Here is an 18,674-nt window from a genome sequence, read left to right on the forward strand (position 1 = left end):
TTAGAATTTATTTATAGTTGAGGTAAAAATAGTCTAGCAGTTAAGGCAGAAACCTGTTAATTTAAAGATACTGCTATGACCTGGCGACTATATAGGATTTTAAATTATCCGGTATGCTTTTCGATGCGCTCGTATAACTCCTCTATATCAAAGGGTTTCTTAATGAAGTCACAGGCTCCAGAGTTATCGGCGATATTGGGGTCTGCATGTGCAGACATTAGTAGAACAGGAATTACTTTTTTGTCTTTAGATTCTTTTAGATTTTTACAGAGTTCGACACCGTTTCCATCCGGGAGCATGATATCCATTAGAATAAGATCTGGATCTCCATTTTCGATGCCTTTTTCAAAAGTTGTGGCATTAGAAAAGGCTTCGACATCGTAATTCTTATCAGTTAGTAAGAAGGAAATTAGATCTCGTAATCCATGATCGTCCTCTACTAAAAAAATCTTTTTCATTTATATTATAATTAGGTCAAATATATGCCCTCAAAAAGTTGAATATTGAAAATCTTTGTTAAATGCTTCGATCTCAAATTATAAAATTACAGGTCTAAAGGCAGAGAAAAATAGAACTCTGAACCTTTACCTTCTTCACTTTTAACGGCCAGTTCACCACTGTGACTATCTATGATCTGTTTGGTAAGATATAGGCCAAGCCCTAATCCATTGATGCCTTTTGTGGATTCTGCTCTGTAAAACCGGCTAAATACCATTTGCTGTTGTTCAGGAGTTAACCCAAGTCCCTCATCTTCGACGGTAACCGTCGCCTTTTTGTTATCATTCTTCAGTTTCAGGTAAATTTTATCGGCATTAGGAGAATACTTTTCAGCATTATTCAGCAAATTATTCAGGACCTGTTCAATTCTTTGTTTGTCGGCCTTTACATAGACTGGATCATCTCCAAATTCTGAAATTAGTTGATGGCTGCCTTCTGTATAATTAAATGTTTCACACATTTCCTGAAGCAATTCTTTAATATCAAACCTTTCATAATTGAATTGTAATTTCCCGGCTTCTATCCTGGACATATTCAATAGATCATCAATAAGGTTGTTTAAACGATTAGCCTGATCTAAAGTTTTGGTAAGAAATAATTTAGTTCGTGGTTCTTCAATTTTATTCTCCAGAAATTGCAGGTAACCTTTGATCGTAGTTAGCGGGGTCTTTAATTCATGGCTAGCCAGCGCTATAAATTCATCTTTCTTTTCACTGAGGGATTTAACTTTTTCAAACAGCTGAGAATTGTCAAGAGCAATTGCTGCCTGTGCGGCAATGTTTCTAACCATTATCTCATGTTCTTTTTTGAATACTGCTTTTTCCGGGTGTCCAAATATAAGACCTCCAATTATGCTGCCTGAAGTAGAAATTACCGGGATGGCCATATAACTGGTTACATTTAAATATCTTTTGAGCATTCTGTAATGTGGGGGATTATGGTCATATTGCTTATCTGCTGTAAGATCATCTACTCTTATAATTCCCTGGCCTGAAAAGGCAGGCTGAAAAACACCAATTTGTCTTGGCATCCCTAATTTTTCAAAATCCTCCTTGGGAGCCCCAGAAAGAGTATATAACATCATAGATTCTCCTGAATCTGCCTCGGAATTATAAAAGAATGCTCCGAATTCTGCACCCGATAATGCTGTAGTAGCATCGGTCACTTTTTGTAGTACTGTTTTTAAATCTAATTTGGTTGAAATATCCTTGCCTACCGAATTCAGTATACGGAGTTTCTCAACATAGCCTTCTATCTTCTTCTTGGATTTTATTTGTTCTTCTATATTCCGGGCAATTTTAGAGGCGCCAATTATTTTACCATGTCTGTCCTTTAGTGGCGAAACGCTCACAGAAATTGGAATTTTCTTACCAGCTTTTGTTTGTCTTATAGTTTCAAAATGGTCTATTCTAAGTCCCGCATGGATCTTACTTAAAATTTGTTTTTCTTCATCCATCCTGTCTTCAGGAATTAGAATAGTAATGGATTTACCTAAGACTTCCTTCTCTGAATACCCAAAAATTCTTCTTGCTCCTTTATTCCAACTGGTAATTACTCCATTAAGGTCTTTACTTATAATTGCATCGTCTGATGATTCTACTATAGCCGAAAGCCTGGCGTGCTTTTCTTCACCTTTTACACGATCTGATATATCTCTGGCTACTTTAGAAGCACCTATTATTTTACCAAAATCATTTTTTATCGGCGAGACGGTTAAAGAAAGGGGGATTTTCTTTCCCGATTTGCTAAATCTTACGGTCTCAAAATGATTTAGAGATTTTCCGCTTTTAATAGTATTGGAAATAAGATCTTCCTCATGTAACCTGGATTCGGGGATAAGAATACTAATATGTTTCCCAATCACTTCTTTCTCAGTATATTCAAAGATCTTTTGAGCACCTCTATTCCAGCTGGTGATAATTCCGTTAAGATCCTTGCTGATAATAGCATCATTAGAGAATTCAACAATAGCAGAAAGTGTATTTTTTTTTAAAAATCTTTTTTCTGAATGATATTGAGGGGAAAAATTAAATTGATACGCTAGAACTGAGCCATCCGTACCTTTATGGATGGTAGCGGCCATTGTATATGAATAATCCTCGGTTTTTTTCAGGTAGACCTTTACTTTTCCTGTTGCTTTTTTCAGAGATATGATCTCTGCGATAGGTGATCTTTCAGCAGGTATTTCGTTGCCAGATGCATCTAGAAATTCTAAAGTATTTTCTTCTAATAAAGATCTACCAGTATTATTTTTATGATAGGAAATTTGATCAAAAGATTTATTGGCAAATGTAATTCTGCCTTCCCTGTCGCAAATTAAAACCGGAACAGGTAGATCGTTTAAAGTTTGTTCTAAATTCAGAGGAATATTTTGAAAATTTAAATTTTGTTTAGACGTAGGAATTGTTATTATAATTAAATGATGCTACAATAGATTTTTTATTAAAAATATAAAAAGTCAACAATATCAGGTGTTTAAGCTTTTATATTCTTAATTTTTTTGATGCGTAATAACTTGCACAAGGTAGTCCTAGGCTTAAACAAAACCCAATATTTTAGTATAAGTTTAAGAGTATGTTATTACAGGTTTAAAGAAGATCGTAGAAGATCAACTTTAGTATAATTCTACCACAACTTCAATTTCTACTGCTATATTTGAAGGTAAGGAGCAATGACCTACTGCCGCCCTGGCGTGTTTGCCCTTTTCTCCGAATACTTCAACCATCAGGTCTGAAAATCCATTGATCACTTTGGGCTGATCATAGAAATCTTGTGTGGAGTTTACCATCCCGCGTACCTTTACAAATTGCTTGATATTACTTAGTTCACCACAGGCAGCCTTTAAAGTAGCAAGAATTTTAATCCCTGTTTCTCGTGATGCTTCGTAACCCTGCTCAACTGTGAGATCTTTACCTAATTTACCCTTTACATCGCTACCGGTGCCAGCTAGGTAGATCAGGTTTTCAGCTTTACGCCATTTCACGTAATTAGCCACCGGTTGAGATACTTCAGGCAGATCTATTCCCAGCCCGGCTAGTTTCTCTTCAGGAGTCTGGCTAATAGCGGGAAGGTTTAAAAGGAGAAGAATGATAAATAGACTAAGATTTTTCATGCTAAGGAGTAATTATTACATTAAAATTTACAATATCATCAATGTTCTGGCGATTATCCACTCATTCCTTTCTTGTTCTTTAGAAGTGCATAAATCTCACTGGCCTGTTCAAAATGTCTTTTTTCGTGGGTAACGAGAATATCCAGGGCGGTTTCAAGTTTATAAACAATATTCTTATTGGCCGGCGAAGAGATCACCGCATTTTCTTTTATTCTGTCTTCAACTAAATGGATCTCCTGCTTAAATTTCGATTGATGTTCCTCAAAACGGCCAAGGATACTTTTCTTATAACTCCTTTTTGAAGGTTTCCAGATATGGAATGTGTTAGTTTTCTTTTTTCTATCTGCCTGTACAGATTTCAAGATCATATTTCCGAAGAAGCTAACCACGAAACCAAACCTGGCAATAAACGGTAGTTTATAGTTGCCCTTATTTAATTTGGCAAAAATGGGGAAGTAGGTTTTATTGAGTGTAATAAGGTGGTCAATATTTTCAGCAATGCTCCAGACCTCTGGTGAGGGTTTCCAGTTTAAGTCCTCTTCAGAAAGTACACTGAATGAATTTATAAAATCACCAGTGATCCTGTCTATTTGTAATGCCCATTGGTTCATGAGGAAAGTTCTAGAAGTTTACTCTTAAAGATAAAAAATGTCCTTTGAATATGTAGATTTTATTTTTTTGATAGATGAAATAAAAAAAGCAGCCTTATTTCTAAGGCTGCTTTTAAATTTTTGGTTGTTAGATTGTTTTAGAAAATATAACGTAATCCAACCTGGGCCTGCCATCTTGATTGCAAGCTGAAATCATTAGCAAATGTTCTGCTTTGATTGCCAAATGTATATACAGGAGAATTGTTCTCGTCTACAGTTACGCCAATAGGTTGATCGTTAACCGGGATTTGAATTACTCCCCAATCAGAATTCAATAAGTTTCCGAAGTTCAGGATATCAAGACTCAACTGAATGGTATTCGTCTTTTCACCAACTTTAAAATTATAATCCTGAAGTATTTTCACATCCCATCTCCCTCTCCATGGGCTAAGGATACCATACTTTTCAGCATAATCACCACGATTGTCACTTAGGTATTCATCCTGCTGAATAAACTGCTCGAAAGCCTGTCTCTGCGATTCCTGCTCTGCAGGCGTACCTGTAAAGGTATATTGCTCAAGTTCAGACTGAGAAGGAATATAAATAAGGTCATTCAAAACAGATCCGTCATTGTTAATGTCTCCAGAATAAGTATAAGAGAATCTACCACCTTGAGCATACTCGTAGAATGCACCTATAGACGTTCTCCAGCGGTTATCTTTTCCGTAGTTAAATTCTTTGTTTAATTGACCAACGATTCTGTGTTTATCTCCATATCTAGAAGGTGTACTTACGGCAGCATTTACATTTCCTAAAGCAGGATTTCTGTCATAAGCATCACTTGAGATCTCAGCATCAAGAGAACTCGCGTCTTCAGATTTCAGGTAGTTGTATGCAATACTCGCGTAAAAATTCTTTTTAAAGCTTTTAGCAAGTTTTACAGACCAGTTGAAAGAGTATCCAACATCTGTATTGGTAAATACATAAGCGTTGTTTGGACCTCCAAATTCGTTTACCGCTTTATCACTATCTAAATAAACAGGACGGTTGTCTACTCCATTTAAAGAGCCAGATGGAGTGGAAAGTCCGTAGTTTCTAACCATTTGTGCATTGAGATCTTTAGTATAAATAAGATCTGTTGTTGCTACAAGACCATTTTCGAATCTGTAATCTGCACCTAAACTGTTTCTCCAAACCTGTGGGAACTTAAAGTCTGGCGCTGTAGTCTGGTAGAAATAGAAAGCCGGGTTAGCTACCTGGTTCCCAATCCATACAAATGGAAGTCTACCTGTAAATATTCCGGTACCACCACGAATTTGTAATTTGTTATCCCCGAAAGTATCCCAGTTAAATCCAAGTCTTGGAGACCAAAGTAGATCGTTGTTAGGAAGTTCTAAACTGTTAAGTTTTACAGGATCGCCATCCTCATTAAAGTAAGTGATCTCTGGCTGATAATCACCGTTAGGGAAGGTTCCTCCCGCAAGGCGATCAATATTTTCCTGGATTTTATCTTTAGTATCAAAATATAATGGCTTGTCTACTCTTAGACCATAAGTAAAAGTGAAGTCATCTGTGATCTTCCATTTATCCTGTGCATAAAATGCTAATTGACCAACCGTTGTTTCGGCTAAAGCCCAGCTGTCATTCGAGTTATTATTTTCAAATACATTCTGAGCATTATTTAAGGCAGCTGCAATAGTACCATTATTAATAGCTTCCTCAAAAGAACCTCCCGGGCTATTCGGATCTATTCTTACACTGGTAAAAGCATCAAAGAAAGTACTCACAGGTCCTGTTCCCTGATCAGTATTTCCTGCATAATCATAAGTGCCAAGGTTGAAAGAGTTATCAAAATCAAATCTTTCAAAACTACCTCCAAAAGTAAAGGTATGATTTCCTGAAACCATGTTAAGGTTGTTAGTTATCTGCAACACGTGTTGTTCAAGCCTGTTGTTGATAGAAAATGGCTCATGTCCCGCCACGATATAACGAACACCATTTTGTTGAATGTTGATAGGAGGTGCAGGAGCAGAAAAAGGATCACGGCTATCATCAAAAAATGTATAACCGGCCTGGAATTTATTCGAAATGTTATTTCCGAAATTAGAATTTAATTCAACCAACCAGGAATCGATCTTGTTATTGATCTCATATCCTGAATTTCTAAATTGAAGTGTAGTAAGGTCTGGACCTCTTCTTCCAATTGCTTCAGGGTTTGCCGGAAGATCTCGTGAAGCGTCAAGAAAGTTATATATAAACGCCAAACGATGCTTCTGGTTTATATTCCAGTCTAGTTTTAAAATACCTTTAGTAGAAGAAGTTTCGTGTGTGTAGCCTTCGTAAGCTCCGGTTTCATATCCTAATGAAGATAATTGAGAAGAAACATAATCAAGATCTTCAGCAGAAACTCTAGAAACGTTAGAACCGGTTAAACCAGGTCTGCTAGCAACGAAGTTAGAACCTAGATCTTCACGATCATCTTTCTCGAAGTTAGCGAAAACGAAAAGTTTATCTTTTATAATTGGAGCTCCAATGCTAAAACCATACTGAGCCTGTTTAAGGTCTGGTACGATAATATCATCTCCACCAACTTTATCTCCGGTCATATTTTCATCACGGTAGAAACCGTAAACAGTACCTTCAATTTCGTTAGTACCACTTTTAGTGACCGCGTTAACAGAAGCTCCGGTAAAACCAGCTTGAGTAACATCATAAGGCGCGGTAGAAACCTGGATCTGGTCTATTGCGTCAAGAGAAATTGGTTGTGCGTTCGTCTGTCCACCAGGAGTGGCAGCATCTAAGCCAAAAGGGTTATTGAAAATAGATCCATCAAGACTGAAGTTGTTGAACTGGTCATTTCTCCCTCCAAAAGATCCATTGCTGGAAGCTGTTGGCTCTAATCTGTAGAAATCTGAAGCTGATCTGGAAATAGTTGGGAGGGATTTTAATTCTCTTCTTCCAATATTTGTTTCAGCACCAGTACGATCTGAATTGATGATCTGGTTCTTTGATGCGTTAATAACTACAGCATCAAGTTGAGTAGCATCTGAAACCATTTCAATTTCCACGTTGAAGGTTTGTCCAAGATTCAGCTCTACACCTTCAAGTACTGAAGTTTTAAATCCAACATAACTTACAGATATCTTGTAAGGCCCACCAACTCTAAGATTTAAAAGGTTAAAGCCACCATCAAAATTTGTAACTGCACCGTAAGTAGTTCCTGTTGGGGTGTGAACTGCGGTAACATTTGCCCCGGGTAGAGGGGTGTTCTCTTCGTAAAAAACGTCTCCGCTAATCTCAGCAGTAGTTACCTGTGCGGTAGCTGAAAGATTTGTTAGTAATGCTATTGTAAATAGCAGTAGTAGTCGTTTCATGTTTGTTTTTTGTTGTGTTAAGGAAAATATAAATTTGTGCAAAAGTAATGTTTCTTAATTATTTATAATATTAATTTTCTGAGTTATTTTGGAGATGAAAATATATCATAATCAACTGTAAACTAGTGAATTGAAATTAAAGTGTTCACAGCTTAATATTGGGAATGAGTTAATAACCAAGAAACCCTGCCTTTAAGAGACGGGGTTTTTTTACAGAAGGGATATATAATTATTAGTTTAAATAGTACTATTAAAAAGTCGGTCTTTACGTTTAGCGATTCTGGTGTTAAGCAAAGATTGTGGAATATTGCTTTCATCCATTCCTAACTGTTTCATGTGATCTATAATATTAGACTTAACACAGTCTTCTAACTTTCCAATTTTTATACGATAACATGATTTTCGAACATATATCTTATCAACATTAAAAATTTTAGAAGTTATATCAAGATCAATTAAATTCCCATTCATCCGGCTAGAGAGATAATAATTGAATTTTATATTATGTATATTTTTAAGAGAATTTGAATCCTTTGTTGGAATATAAATATCTGCTCCCAGTTTTTTAAAGTTCATCTTGATATGGTTTTTTGGTTAACTACATCAATTTAATCGAAAATGATCTTATCTATTAACTATATCGGGTTTATAATGGATTCAAATGACTGAATGTCAAACACCTGTATTTTGTTATTCGTTACTAGACCGAGATAAAAGTTTAGTGTTCTTAAGTTTCACCTCTAGTTTAATATCTTTAAAAGAAAAAAATGAGCTTTTCAGAATTATTTGAATTCCTTCACGCACTCAATCGCCATAATAATAAGGAATGGATGGATGAGCATAGAAAACTTTACCATGAGGTTCGGGATTTTTATATTGAATGGTTAAACGAGTTGGATATTAAACTTGCGAAAATAGACCCCGAATATGTGCCAACTACGGGTAAGCAGGCAATTAACAGGATCAATAATAATTTATTGTTCCATCCCAATAAACCTGTTTATAAAGATCATTTTGGTGCCGGATTAGATAAGGAGAAAGGCAAAGGAGATTTTTATATACATATAGGTATTAATGAATGTTTTGTAGCCGGCGGTTTTTACAGGCCACGAAAAGAACTATTGGATAGTATTAGAGCTGCTATAGATTATAATGGAGAAGAATTCCTGAAAATATTGAATAAAAAATCATTTCGAGATACCTTTGGTGCACTGATCGAGGAAGAGAAATTAAAGACATCTCCAAAAGGATATGATAATGATCATAGATATATAGAACTCTTGAGAAATAAAACCTTTGCTGTGACACATGACTTAACCAAACAGCAGATCTTAAGAGATGATTTTCAGGAACACTTAGTAAAAGTTTATAAAGAGATGTTGCCTTTTAGAAACTATCTAAACCATGCAGTCACTGTTTAAAGCACATATATATGAATTTAGAACCCTACGTTAGAAATATTATAGATTTCCCCAAAAAAGGGATTAGTTATAAGGATATTACGCCGCTTCTTTTAGATCCGGAAGCGATGAGAATGGCCGTAAGATTATTTATGCAGAATTTGCCTCATACCAACATAGATAAAGTTGTAGGTATAGAATCCCGAGGATTTTTTTTTGCAACGCTTCTGGCTGAAAAATTGAATGCCGGTTTTATACCTGTTCGAAAACCTGGGAAATTGCCACATAGAACACATACAAAAACCTATGATCTGGAATATGGTAGTGATACTTTAGAAATTCATGAAGATGCGATAAAAAAAGGTGAAAGAATCCTATTACATGATGATGTACTGGCCACAGGTGGAACGGCTGCAGCTGCCTGTAAGTTAATTGAAAAGTGTGGGGGAGAGATCGTTCAATGCAATTTCCTGGTGGAGCTGGAATTCCTAAATGGGATTGAAAAGATCTCAGATTACAATGTTTCCTCTTTGATCAAATACTCTTAGTCCAGGGAATTTTTCGTGACCCAGAGTTTCCACCCAATAATAGCCATTTGAACTTTACTGGCCTTTTGCAGGTCTAATCCCTTTTTGGAATAACTAGGCAATATTTTTTGGTTTAGTTTAGCTAAAGCTTTAAAGATTTGCTTTTTCATATTGGCTGGTTTGAAACCAAATATATCAAAATATTAGAGTTCAGTTTGTTAGAAAAATACAAAAGCCGCATCACTGCGGCTTTTATTTATTTTATAAGGTAATTAGAAAGTCCTTATAAAGATTCCTTTCTTTTCTGAAAATCCAATGCTGATCTTCGGAATTCCGTTGGTATCATCCCAGTTTGCGGAAGCTTTTTGATCACCATTTTCAACTGAAACTTCGATTTTTATTATTTCATTATTTGAATTTCTTTGAATACCTGAAAATTGCACTTTAGTACCCGTAGATTCCATGATATTTTCTTTAAGCGATTCTAAATCAGAATCGGAAAAATCTTTATTAACCCCGAATACTACAGCTTCAGGTTTTTTATTTGTGACTTTATATCCGGACGCTTTTGTGTGAAGTTCGATGACCCCATTTTTTCCTTTCTTACCATATTTCTCAATTGCCTTATCACCTTTAAGTACGTTGATGGCAGCTATCTCTTCGGGTTTGATGGAATTAACAATAAAATCTTCTCCCATAACCTCATCATCAACCACATATAGCGGTGTGTTATCCTGTGTCTTGACAACTACTTTATTAGAATCCTTTTGAATCCATACGGCTTGAGAATTATTTTTTGACCTGGTCTTCCATTCTATTACCCTGGCACTATTTGCTGAAGATGGACCTATAGAGCGAACTTTCACTTTTGGGGAATTTGTAAAAACTCTAGAGTTAGAACCACCCATTATTTGATAATCACTTTTAGGTGAAAAAGCATTTGATGTGTTGATGTATTTAAATTTACCCGATACATTGTTCGATCGCAATTGATGAGGCTGAATATAGGCTTCATTAGAATTTTTAGAAGACCTTATTTCGATTATAGAAGGTTTTCCATTATCTCCTACAGAAAGAAATTTTCCACTAAAATCATTAGATAGCTCCTGGGCCTCTTTCAATTTTTTGTCAAAATTCTTTATGATGGTTCCATTCGGGATAATAACGGCACCATTCTCTCCTTTATTTCCATATCTTTTTATGGCTTCAGAAGCCGGAATAAAATTCAATCTTGAATTTAAAGCAATATATTTATTTTCCAGTCTGGAAGATTTGTACTCCTTATTATTTATTACATAAAGAGGATCTGCACCGATCATCATTTCCGGATTTCTTTTTTTACTATTGTCAATTTCAATAATGTGGACCTTTTTTGGTTCCTCACCGGCAATTATTTCTATAACTTCGTCGGTTTCCTGATGTTCTTCGATCTCAATTTCCTTTTCTTCTTCAAATTCTTCCTGAATTTCAATTATTTCTGTTTCTTCAGCTAGCTCGGTAGTTTCTTCGGTTGCTTCCTGTGGAACAATTTGAGCTTCAGTCTTTACATTAAATAGAAGCATGAAAGCAAGGAGTAGGGGCATTACAAGGCTTAACTTCCATGCAGGGCTTTGGGTTGATGATTTTTTGTTTAACATAAGAATTCGTTTTTTGATAAATGATTGATAAAAATGATTAGTAAGTGCCGGTCTTAGATCGGCGATAGAAACTTTTACCAGCGCATGCTGATATTCTTTGATTTCGGCCTTGTTATTTACCGTTTCCCTATCGGCAATAAATTCCAGGTTTTGCTCCACAGATCTTTTATAAAGCCACGCAAAAGGGTTGAACCAGAAAAAACAACTAATAAGATTTACTAGTATGATATCTACAGAATGAAACTGCCTGGCATGTACTTTTTCATGTTCCAGAATGAGATCCAGATCCTTTTGAGAATGCTTAGCTGGATTATAAACTATATAATGGAAAAACGAGAATGGAAGCTGGTTGGTAGAAAACTCCAGGAATTTTAATCCGGCATGTTTATTAGTATTATTATAAAGTAATATTTTTAAGACAGAACCAAGTTGAAGACATAATCTAAAGATGAAAAAACCTGTGATGACGATATAAGTCATGCCTGCAATAGACCACCAGTCTGTAGGTGTGTGCATTGGAACTGCCGTACTTTCAGTAGGTGTGGTGAAAAAATCGAAAGGGACCCGGTTGGCTTCTATATATACCTTTTTCGTAAAATATATTAAGGGTAGAAAGATAGAGGCAAATAAACCGGAGATCAAAAATTTTCTGTTTAATTGAAAAGTAGTTTCTCTTTTAAGCAAGAATAAATAACTCAGGTAAAATATGCCCAGAAGGGCAGAGGCTTTAAGTATGTAGACCAAAAAACTTTCCATTATTTCTCCTCGTTTTCGATAATATCCAGGATCTCTCTAAGTTCCTTCGCGCTTATCTTTTCCTCTTTAGCAAAATAGGACACCACATTCTTAAAGGAATTATCAAAGAATCTTTTAGTGGCCATATTCATGAACTGCTTCCTGTATTTCTCTTTTGAAACAATTGGGAAATACTGATGGGTTTTTCCAAATGCTTTGTGAGATACATATCCTTTTTCTTCCAGTTTTCTAATAATTGTAGAAACAGTATTATAATGAAGCTTTTGATCTTTTATCGCTGGCATTACCTCCTTCACAAAAGCTTTTTCGAGTTCCCAAAGAACTCTCATGATCTCCTCTTCTTTATTGGTAAGTTTCTCCATAGAAAATTAACTTTCATATTAGTTGATTTCAAATATAACGAAAAAAATAGTTAGTTAACTATAAAAGTAGTTGTTTTTATTCTGTCTTCTATTTGAGGCATTTCTTATATCTTCGCCAAAAATTGTTTTATGAGCATTGTTTACTTACTTGTTGGCTTTGTTTTACTTGTAATAGGAGGAGAGTTTTTGGTAAGATCTTCCGTGGCTCTTTCTCTTAAGCTCAATATTTCCAGAATGGTTATTGGGCTTACGGTGGTCTCTTTTGCTACTTCGGCTCCAGAGTTATTAGTGAGCCTTCAGGCAGCCATTGATGGTTTTTCAGATATATCTCTGGGAAATGTTATTGGTTCTAATATTGCTAATATCGGCTTAGTGTTAGGTTTAACTGCTATGATCTCTCCTTTGATGGTAGATCGTGATTTTTACAGGATCAACTGGCCGGTAATGATGGTTTTTTCAATTGTGCTATACTTCTTCCTTTTGAGTGATAATACCTTAACCAGGATAGAAGGAGGAGCATTGCTATTAGGTTTAGTAGGATATCTCTTTCTGCTCATCAAACGTTCAAGAAGAAAAGATAAGGTTGTAGTTGAAGAAGTAGATGAATCTCTAAGAGATGTTCGAGGTTTTAAAATGAGTCTCTGGCTATTAATCGGAATATTTGCACTATGGGGTGGTTCAGAACTTTTAGTAATGGGAGCTGTAGATCTTGCTACGCAGTTAGGAATTAGCGAAAGAGTGGTTTCGGTTACTGTAATTGCTATAGGGACCAGTGTTCCTGAACTTGCAGCATCACTTATTGCGGCAATAAAACAGGAGAAAGCAATTTCGCTGGGTAACCTTATAGGGTCCAATATTTTTAATATTGCTTCCGTATTAGGGCTTACGGCTTTGATAAAGCCAATCGTAGTTGGGTCTTCCCAGATTTTGAGCAACGATATGTTCTGGATGCTAGGTATCGCATTTATCCTGCTGCCAATGCTTCTTATACCAAAATATTCTGAAATGGGTCGTAAAGAGGGATTTGTATTACTTATTGGATATTCCGTATTTATTTTACTGGCGTTTATATAAAAGACCACCCTATACCGATCGCTTTTTTTTCTTTTCCAGGTATAGTATAATTATGTGTTCACAGGAACTGGAGTATACTCAATAGATTTAATAATCCTTGCGGTATACTTATAAGGATCTGCCTAGAACCTGTTTTATCCTATTATCCAGCCATCTATTAAGCCCTTTTCGATATAGATGGAAGCTCGACGGTCTGTTATTACATAATTAAGGTCGCTTGTAAAAGAGTTCGCAAGTTTATCACTTACGTAAGATTCGAACCTGGTTTTGCTTCGCGTCTTTTGTGCAGGTTAACATCTACCCAGCCAGAGGTGCTAATGTTGGGCCTTAGAGTTCAATAATGAAGGTTTAAATTACCCGCAAATTGCCTAAAAATATTAATTTAATCTTAAACCCCTTCATTTAAGGGGTGTCAAAAATTAAAATTGAGTTAATTTTTATGTTGCCCCTGTAAAAATATGGGGTAAATTCAAAAAATTGTAATTTTTTAGAGATTGAATCTTCAATTTTTAATACATATATCCTATATTCGCAACTTGAAACAAAAAAATTGTGCGATTCTGGCGATTTCTAATCAGTTATACGCCAAATCTTTATCAAAAAGAATACAACTAAAAAATTCTATATGTCAACTTTAAGATTTCAAGCTTTAAAAGAAACTTTAAACCGTAAGCCTCTTAAAATTACTGAGCCTGCAAGAAGATCAGAGATTTTCTCCAGTAATGTATTTAATGAAACTGTAATGAGACAGTTTCTTACGAAAGAAGCTTTTGAAAATGTAACGGAAGCTATGCGTACGGGAAAGAAAATTGACCGTAACGTAGCCGATCATATCTCTACGGGAATGAAAGAATGGGCCATTTCTAAAGGAGTGACTCATTATACTCACTGGTTTCAACCATTAACTGGAACTACTGCAGAGAAACATGATTCTTTCTTTGAGCCTTTATCAGAAGGTCTTGCGATTGAAAAATTTGGAGGTAGCCAGCTGGTACAGCAGGAGCCTGATGCTTCCAGTTTCCCAAGTGGTGGAATTAGAAACACCTTTGAAGCCCGTGGTTATACCGCATGGGATCCAACTTCACCAGCATTTATATGGGGAACTACGCTTTGTATCCCAACTATTTTCGTTTCCTATACAGGAGAAGCACTGGATAATAAGACTCCATTATTGAGAGCGCTACAGGCAGTAGATAATGCAGCGACAAATGTGGCAAAATATTTTGACAAAAATGTAAAGAAAGTAAATGCTACTCTTGGATGGGAGCAGGAATACTTTCTAATAGATTCAGCTCTCGTAGCTTCAAGACCTGATATCACTTTAACAGGTAGAACCCTTCTAGGACACTCCCCAGCTAAAGGACAGCAATTAGACGATCACTATTTTGGTTCAATCCCATCAAGAGCTATTTCTTTTATGATGGATCTTGAGATTGAATGTATGAAACTGGGTATTCCGGTGAAGACGCGTCACAACGAGGTGGCTCCTAATCAGTTTGAGTTGGCCCCGATCTTTGAAGAGGCAAACCTTGCGGTAGATCATAACTCCCTTATTATGGATGTGATGAAGAAAGTTGGGGAAAGACACAATTTAGCTGTATTAATGCATGAGAAACCATTTGCCGGAATTAATGGTAGTGGTAAACATAATAACTGGTCTCTGGCAACAGATACCGGTACAAATTTGCTTTCACCGGGTTCAACTCCAATGAAGAACCTTCAGTTTTTAACCTTTTTTATAAATACCATCAAGGCAGTTTATGATAATGAGGAATTATTGAGAGCATGTATCGCCAGTGCTTCTAATGACCATCGTTTAGGGGCAAATGAAGCTCCGCCAGCAATTATTTCGGTATTTATCGGTTCGCAGTTAACTAAGGTACTGGATGAACTTGAAAAAGTTACTGACGGAAAGCTTTCTCCACAGGAAAAAACAGATCTAAAGTTAAACGTAGTTGGTAAGATACCGGAAATTCTTCGTGATAATACCGATAGAAACCGAACTTCTTCTTTTGCATTTACCGGGAATAAATTTGAATTCCGTGCGGTAGGTTCGCTTGCTAACTGTGCAAATGCAATGACGGTATTAAATAGTATCGTTGCCAAACAACTTAAGGACTTTAAGGTTGAGGTAGATAAGCTTATCAAGGATAAGAAGATGAAGAAAGATGATGCTATTTTCAATGTTCTTAGAGAATACATCAAAAAATCTAAAAAAATTCGATTTGAAGGTGATGGTTATGGAGAAGCCTGGGAAAAAGAAGCTAAGAAACGCGGTCTAAGTAATAACAGAACCACTCCGCAGGCACTAAAAGCTCAAGTTAGTAAGAAGACGATTTCTTTGTATAAAGAGCTGGAGGTAATGAATAAAACAGAGGTCGAAGCTCGTCATGAGATCGAACTTGAGGAATATGCCATGAGAATCCAGATAGAAGGACGTATTCTTGGGGATATAGCCAGAAATCATGTGATTCCAACAGCAATCCGCTACCAGAATATTCTTATTAAGAACGTTACGGGTTTAAAGGCGATCTATGGAGAAGAGTATACCAGACATGCTAAAGAACAATTAGAGATCATAGAAAGTATTTCTGCACATATTGCCAGCATTAACTCTAATGTGAATGCGATGATTGAGGCCAGAAAAATCGCTAATAAAATTGAGGATGTAGAGAAAAAAGCTTTTGCTTATTGTGATGACATCAAACCTTATTTTGAAGAAATAAGATACCATTGTGATAAACTGGAGTTATTAGTGGACGATGAACTTTGGCCATTGACAAAATACAGAGAAATGTTGTTTACTAAATAAGTTGATGTTAAACTGAAATTTAAAAAGCCACGCCCCTAAAGCGTGGCTTTTTATTTTAAATTATCCCGATTATTTACTAGAACTGTTTAAACTAATTATCTTTGAAACCTCTAAGAAAAAGTCATGAGTAAAGAAGTAAGTAAACGATATTCAGGAAGAGGTGTTTCAGCTGGAAAAGAAGATGTGCATAATGCAATCAAAAATGTTGATAAAGGATTGTTCCCAAAGGCTTTCTGTAAGATCGTTCCAGATCATTTAACCGGTAGTGAAGATCATTGTTTGATCATGCATGCCGATGGTGCGGGTACAAAATCTTCTCTTGCATATATGTACTGGAAGGAAACCGGAGATATTTCGGTTTGGAAGGGAATAGCCCAGGATGCTTTGATCATGAATATAGATGATCTGCTTTGCGTAGGAGCTACTGATAATATTTTACTTTCTTCTACAATTGGCCGGAATAAGAATTTGATTCCGGGGGAGGTAATTTCAGCAATAATTAATGGTACAGAAGAATTGATCTCAGAGTTGAAAGATTTTGGAGTTGAAATTCACTCAACCGGAGGTGAAACTGCAGATGTTGGTGACCTGGTAAGGACTATAATTGTAGATTCTACGGTAACCGCCAGAATGCCGAAAGCTAAGGTGATAGATAATGCTAATATCAAGCCCGGGAATGTGATCGTGGGACTTTCTTCTTTTGGTCAGGCTTCTTATGAAAAGGAATATAACGGCGGAATGGGGAGCAATGGTCTTACTTCTGCGCGTCATGATGTTTTCTCAAAAGTATTAGCAGAAAAATTTCCTGAAAGTTTCGATAGTTCGATTCCAGAAGAATTGGTTTATTCCGGGACAAAAAAACTTACAGATGCTGTGGAAAATAGTCCTATTGATGCCGGGAAATTAGTGTTGTCACCAACTAGAACATACGCTCCTATAATTAAGAAGATCCTTAAGGATATTGGAAATGAAAAGATAGATGGAATGGTGCATTGCAGTGGTGGTGCGCAAACCAAGATCCTTCATTTCATAGATGAAAATCATATTATAAAGGATGATCTTTTTGATACTCCTCCGCTTTTTAAGTTGATCCAGCAGGAAAGCAAAACCGACTGGAAAGAAATGTATCAGGTTTTTAATATGGGGCACCGTATGGAGCTATACGTTGATGAGAATGTCGCTGAAGAGATAATTGAGATCTCCAGATCTTTTAATGTAGATGCGAAAATTATAGGTAGAGTAGAAGCTTCAGATTCTAAAAAGCTAACTATCAAAAGCGCTCAAGGGATATTTGAATATAATTAGGGAATTTTTTTACCCTCTTAAGATTTCTTTCCAACTTTTTCCTGATCTCATTTAATCCAGTCGTGGTTGCGGAGAATTAAAGAATGAAGATCAGTCTTTAGATTAGGTTGGTAATGACTTTTATTGTCTGGAGATAATGTTTTTTAAATTGAAACCTAGAATTATATGGCGTTAACCCATCTTCAGATCTTTGAAAACTATATTAAACCCTACAGTAAAGGGTCTAGTATGCATTATTCCATACTTCAGCCTGAAATGCGATATTTTCAACATGAATATGGCTTAGTCTCTTATATCAAAAAGCATGGCTGTCATTTTGTATTGGCAGATCCTATTTATAGATCTCAGGACAGAGAATTTCAGGTGAAATTGATTGCAGATTTCCTGAATCAATATAAAAGAGTTTCTTTTGTTCAGGTTTCCAGAAAATTTGCAGAATTATTACATGAGGAATTTAATTTTTACTCAACGCAAATTGGAAATGAAAGGTTGATAGACCTTCAACAATGGAAAATTAGCGGGAAAAGAAAACAGGTTATTAGAACAGCCTGCAACCAGGCGGCCAAACAGGGTATTGAAATTATTGAAAATCCACTCGAGGACAATTTTGACTCCATTTCCTCGAAATGGTTAAGTACAAGGCAGGTTAAAGAACGTGAAATAAAATTTCTCGTTAGAACATATCCATATTTTGAAAAGGAAACAAGAACATTTTGTGCTTACAATGCTGAAGGTAATCTCCTGGCTTATATAATATTCAGTCCTATTTTTGAAAATGGAAAATGCGCCGGGTATGTTCCCGATATTTCAAGGTCAAGCCCCGAATTTAAACAAGGTATTTATTATGCAATTATGGTGGAAGCCATAAAACAATTTAAAAACGAAGGTTTATCATATTTAAACCTGGGTTTGTCTCCTCTTATTATAACTGAAGATGCAGAATCTTACGAGTCACAAAAATTACGCTCAGTTTTTAAATTTATAAGGAAGTATGCTGGTACCCTGTATAATTATAACGGAATTAATTATACAAAATCAAGGTTTATCCATGACTCTGCGCAATCGAATGACGGGTTTACTATACCAACCTTTTTGTGTCACAAATCTTCTTTGCCATTATTTAAAATCACTGCCATCTTCAGAGCTGCGAATGTTATATAGCTACGTGAAATCTGTTCCTGAAGAGGATAATGCGAATGAGGAAACCAGTCATTTAATATTTTCGTA

The 18,674-nt window shown here is 35.9% G+C and carries 15 protein-coding genes and 1 pseudogene; 6 read left to right on the forward strand and 10 right to left on the reverse strand.

Annotated features, from left to right (window positions below):
• Positions 1-104: 104 nt before the first annotated feature.
• The 7 genes and pseudogenes from G530_RS0115605 to G530_RS0115635 all read right to left on the reverse strand — a co-directional run bounded on the left by G530_RS0115605 (position 105) and on the right by G530_RS0115635 (position 8,150).
• Complete coding sequence (locus tag G530_RS0115605; protein WP_026935416.1) at positions 105-458, reverse strand: response regulator transcription factor; 354 nt, start codon at positions 456-458, stop codon at positions 105-107.
• Between the two features lie 86 nt (positions 459-544).
• Positions 545-2,581 carry a PAS domain S-box protein gene (locus G530_RS17120; RefSeq protein WP_051199821.1) on the reverse strand — a complete coding sequence of 679 codons (2,037 nt, stop codon included), beginning with the start codon at positions 2,579-2,581 and terminating at the stop codon, positions 545-547.
• A gap of 201 nt (positions 2,582-2,782) precedes the next feature.
• A pseudogene (locus tag G530_RS17950) lies at positions 2,783-2,914 on the reverse strand (hypothetical protein); the annotation flags it as partial.
• A 198-nt stretch (positions 2,915-3,112) separates the two neighbouring features.
• Positions 3,113-3,610, reverse strand: a complete 498-nt coding sequence (locus G530_RS0115620; RefSeq protein ID WP_026935417.1) for a RidA family protein — start codon at positions 3,608-3,610, stop codon at positions 3,113-3,115.
• A 53-nt stretch (positions 3,611-3,663) separates the two neighbouring features.
• Positions 3,664-4,221, reverse strand: coding sequence for a DinB family protein (locus tag G530_RS0115625; RefSeq protein ID WP_026935418.1), 558 nt, complete (start codon positions 4,219-4,221; stop codon positions 3,664-3,666).
• Positions 4,222-4,358: 137 nt separating this feature from the next.
• Entirely contained in the window at positions 4,359-7,574 is a 3,216-nt protein-coding gene (locus G530_RS0115630; RefSeq protein WP_026935419.1) for a TonB-dependent receptor, read from the reverse strand.
• A gap of 237 nt (positions 7,575-7,811) precedes the next feature.
• Entirely contained in the window at positions 7,812-8,150 is a 339-nt protein-coding gene (locus G530_RS0115635) for a hypothetical protein (protein WP_026935420.1), read from the reverse strand.
• Positions 8,151-8,341: 191 nt separating this feature from the next.
• Between G530_RS0115635 and G530_RS0115640 the strand changes: the two genes are divergently transcribed.
• Complete coding sequence (locus tag G530_RS0115640; protein ID WP_026935421.1) at positions 8,342-8,995, forward strand: DUF2461 domain-containing protein; 654 nt, start codon at positions 8,342-8,344, stop codon at positions 8,993-8,995.
• An 11-nt stretch (positions 8,996-9,006) separates the two neighbouring features.
• Positions 9,007-9,522, forward strand: a complete 516-nt coding sequence (locus G530_RS0115645; protein WP_026935422.1) for an adenine phosphoribosyltransferase — start codon at positions 9,007-9,009, stop codon at positions 9,520-9,522.
• On the opposite strand, the gene G530_RS0115650 is transcribed toward G530_RS0115645, so the two are convergent.
• The 3 genes from G530_RS0115650 to G530_RS0115660 form a co-directional block, all read right to left on the reverse strand.
• Complete coding sequence (locus G530_RS0115650) at positions 9,519-9,671, reverse strand: hypothetical protein (RefSeq protein ID WP_026935423.1); 153 nt, start codon at positions 9,669-9,671, stop codon at positions 9,519-9,521. The two genes, G530_RS0115645 and G530_RS0115650, sit on opposite strands and share 4 nt — an antisense overlap.
• A 102-nt stretch (positions 9,672-9,773) precedes the next feature.
• Positions 9,774-11,894 (reverse strand): M56 family metallopeptidase, encoded by a 2,121-nt coding sequence (locus tag G530_RS0115655; protein ID WP_026935424.1) that lies wholly within the window; start codon positions 11,892-11,894, stop codon positions 9,774-9,776.
• Positions 11,894-12,256: a BlaI/MecI/CopY family transcriptional regulator gene (locus G530_RS0115660; RefSeq protein ID WP_026935425.1), complete on the reverse strand. Its 363-nt coding sequence runs from the start codon at positions 12,254-12,256 to the stop codon at positions 11,894-11,896. Before G530_RS0115660 ends, G530_RS0115655 begins: the two co-directional genes overlap by 1 nt.
• A gap of 129 nt (positions 12,257-12,385) precedes the next feature.
• Here G530_RS0115660 and G530_RS0115665 point away from each other — a divergent pair, with 129 nt between their 5' ends.
• The 4 genes from G530_RS0115665 (at position 12,386) to G530_RS17125 (ending at position 18,608) form a co-directional block, all read left to right on the forward strand.
• On the forward strand, positions 12,386-13,330 hold the full coding sequence (locus G530_RS0115665; RefSeq protein WP_026935426.1) for a calcium/sodium antiporter: 945 nt from the start codon (positions 12,386-12,388) through the stop codon (positions 13,328-13,330).
• 625 nt (positions 13,331-13,955) lie between these two features.
• Positions 13,956-16,142: a glutamine synthetase III family protein gene (locus G530_RS0115670; RefSeq protein ID WP_026935427.1), complete on the forward strand. Its 2,187-nt coding sequence runs from the start codon at positions 13,956-13,958 to the stop codon at positions 16,140-16,142.
• 123 nt (positions 16,143-16,265) lie between these two features.
• A complete protein-coding gene (locus tag G530_RS0115675; RefSeq protein ID WP_026935428.1) occupies positions 16,266-17,447 on the forward strand; it encodes an AIR synthase related protein in 1,182 nt (393 codons plus the stop codon).
• Positions 17,448-17,612: 165 nt separating this feature from the next.
• Positions 17,613-18,608 carry a DUF2156 domain-containing protein gene (locus G530_RS17125; protein ID WP_051199822.1) on the forward strand — a complete coding sequence of 332 codons (996 nt, stop codon included), beginning with the start codon at positions 17,613-17,615 and terminating at the stop codon, positions 18,606-18,608.
• The last annotated feature ends 66 nt before the right edge of the window (positions 18,609-18,674 follow it).

Source organism: Christiangramia echinicola DSM 19838, assembly GCF_000423065.1.
Lineage (GTDB): Bacteria > Bacteroidota > Bacteroidia > Flavobacteriales > Flavobacteriaceae > Christiangramia > Christiangramia echinicola.

Bases quoted from the DNA above. Each gene is read 5' to 3' on its own strand.
- G530_RS0115670 (WP_026935427.1), top strand. From the start codon at position 13,956: ATGTCAACTTTAAGATTTCAAGCTTTAAAAGAAACTTTAAACCGTAAG.
- G530_RS0115605 (WP_026935416.1), bottom strand. From the start codon at position 458: ATGAAAAAGATTTTTTTAGTAGAGGACGATCATGGATTACGAGATCTA.
- G530_RS0115675 (WP_026935428.1), top strand. From the start codon at position 16,266: ATGAGTAAAGAAGTAAGTAAACGATATTCAGGAAGAGGTGTTTCAGCT.
- G530_RS0115665 (WP_026935426.1), top strand. From the start codon at position 12,386: ATGAGCATTGTTTACTTACTTGTTGGCTTTGTTTTACTTGTAATAGGA.
- G530_RS0115655 (WP_026935424.1), bottom strand. From the start codon at position 11,894: ATGGAAAGTTTTTTGGTCTACATACTTAAAGCCTCTGCCCTTCTGGGC.
- G530_RS0115630 (WP_026935419.1), bottom strand. From the start codon at position 7,574: ATGAAACGACTACTACTGCTATTTACAATAGCATTACTAACAAATCTT.
- G530_RS0115650 (WP_026935423.1), bottom strand. From the start codon at position 9,671: ATGAAAAAGCAAATCTTTAAAGCTTTAGCTAAACTAAACCAAAAAATA.
- G530_RS0115620 (WP_026935417.1), bottom strand. From the start codon at position 3,610: ATGAAAAATCTTAGTCTATTTATCATTCTTCTCCTTTTAAACCTTCCC.
- G530_RS0115635 (WP_026935420.1), bottom strand. From the start codon at position 8,150: ATGAACTTTAAAAAACTGGGAGCAGATATTTATATTCCAACAAAGGAT.
- G530_RS0115660 (WP_026935425.1), bottom strand. From the start codon at position 12,256: ATGGAGAAACTTACCAATAAAGAAGAGGAGATCATGAGAGTTCTTTGG.
- G530_RS17120 (WP_051199821.1), bottom strand. From the start codon at position 2,581: ATGGCCGCTACCATCCATAAAGGTACGGATGGCTCAGTTCTAGCGTAT.
- G530_RS0115645 (WP_026935422.1), top strand. From the start codon at position 9,007: ATGAATTTAGAACCCTACGTTAGAAATATTATAGATTTCCCCAAAAAA.
- G530_RS0115625 (WP_026935418.1), bottom strand. From the start codon at position 4,221: ATGAACCAATGGGCATTACAAATAGACAGGATCACTGGTGATTTTATA.
- G530_RS17125 (WP_051199822.1), top strand. From the start codon at position 17,613: ATGGCGTTAACCCATCTTCAGATCTTTGAAAACTATATTAAACCCTAC.
- G530_RS0115640 (WP_026935421.1), top strand. From the start codon at position 8,342: ATGAGCTTTTCAGAATTATTTGAATTCCTTCACGCACTCAATCGCCAT.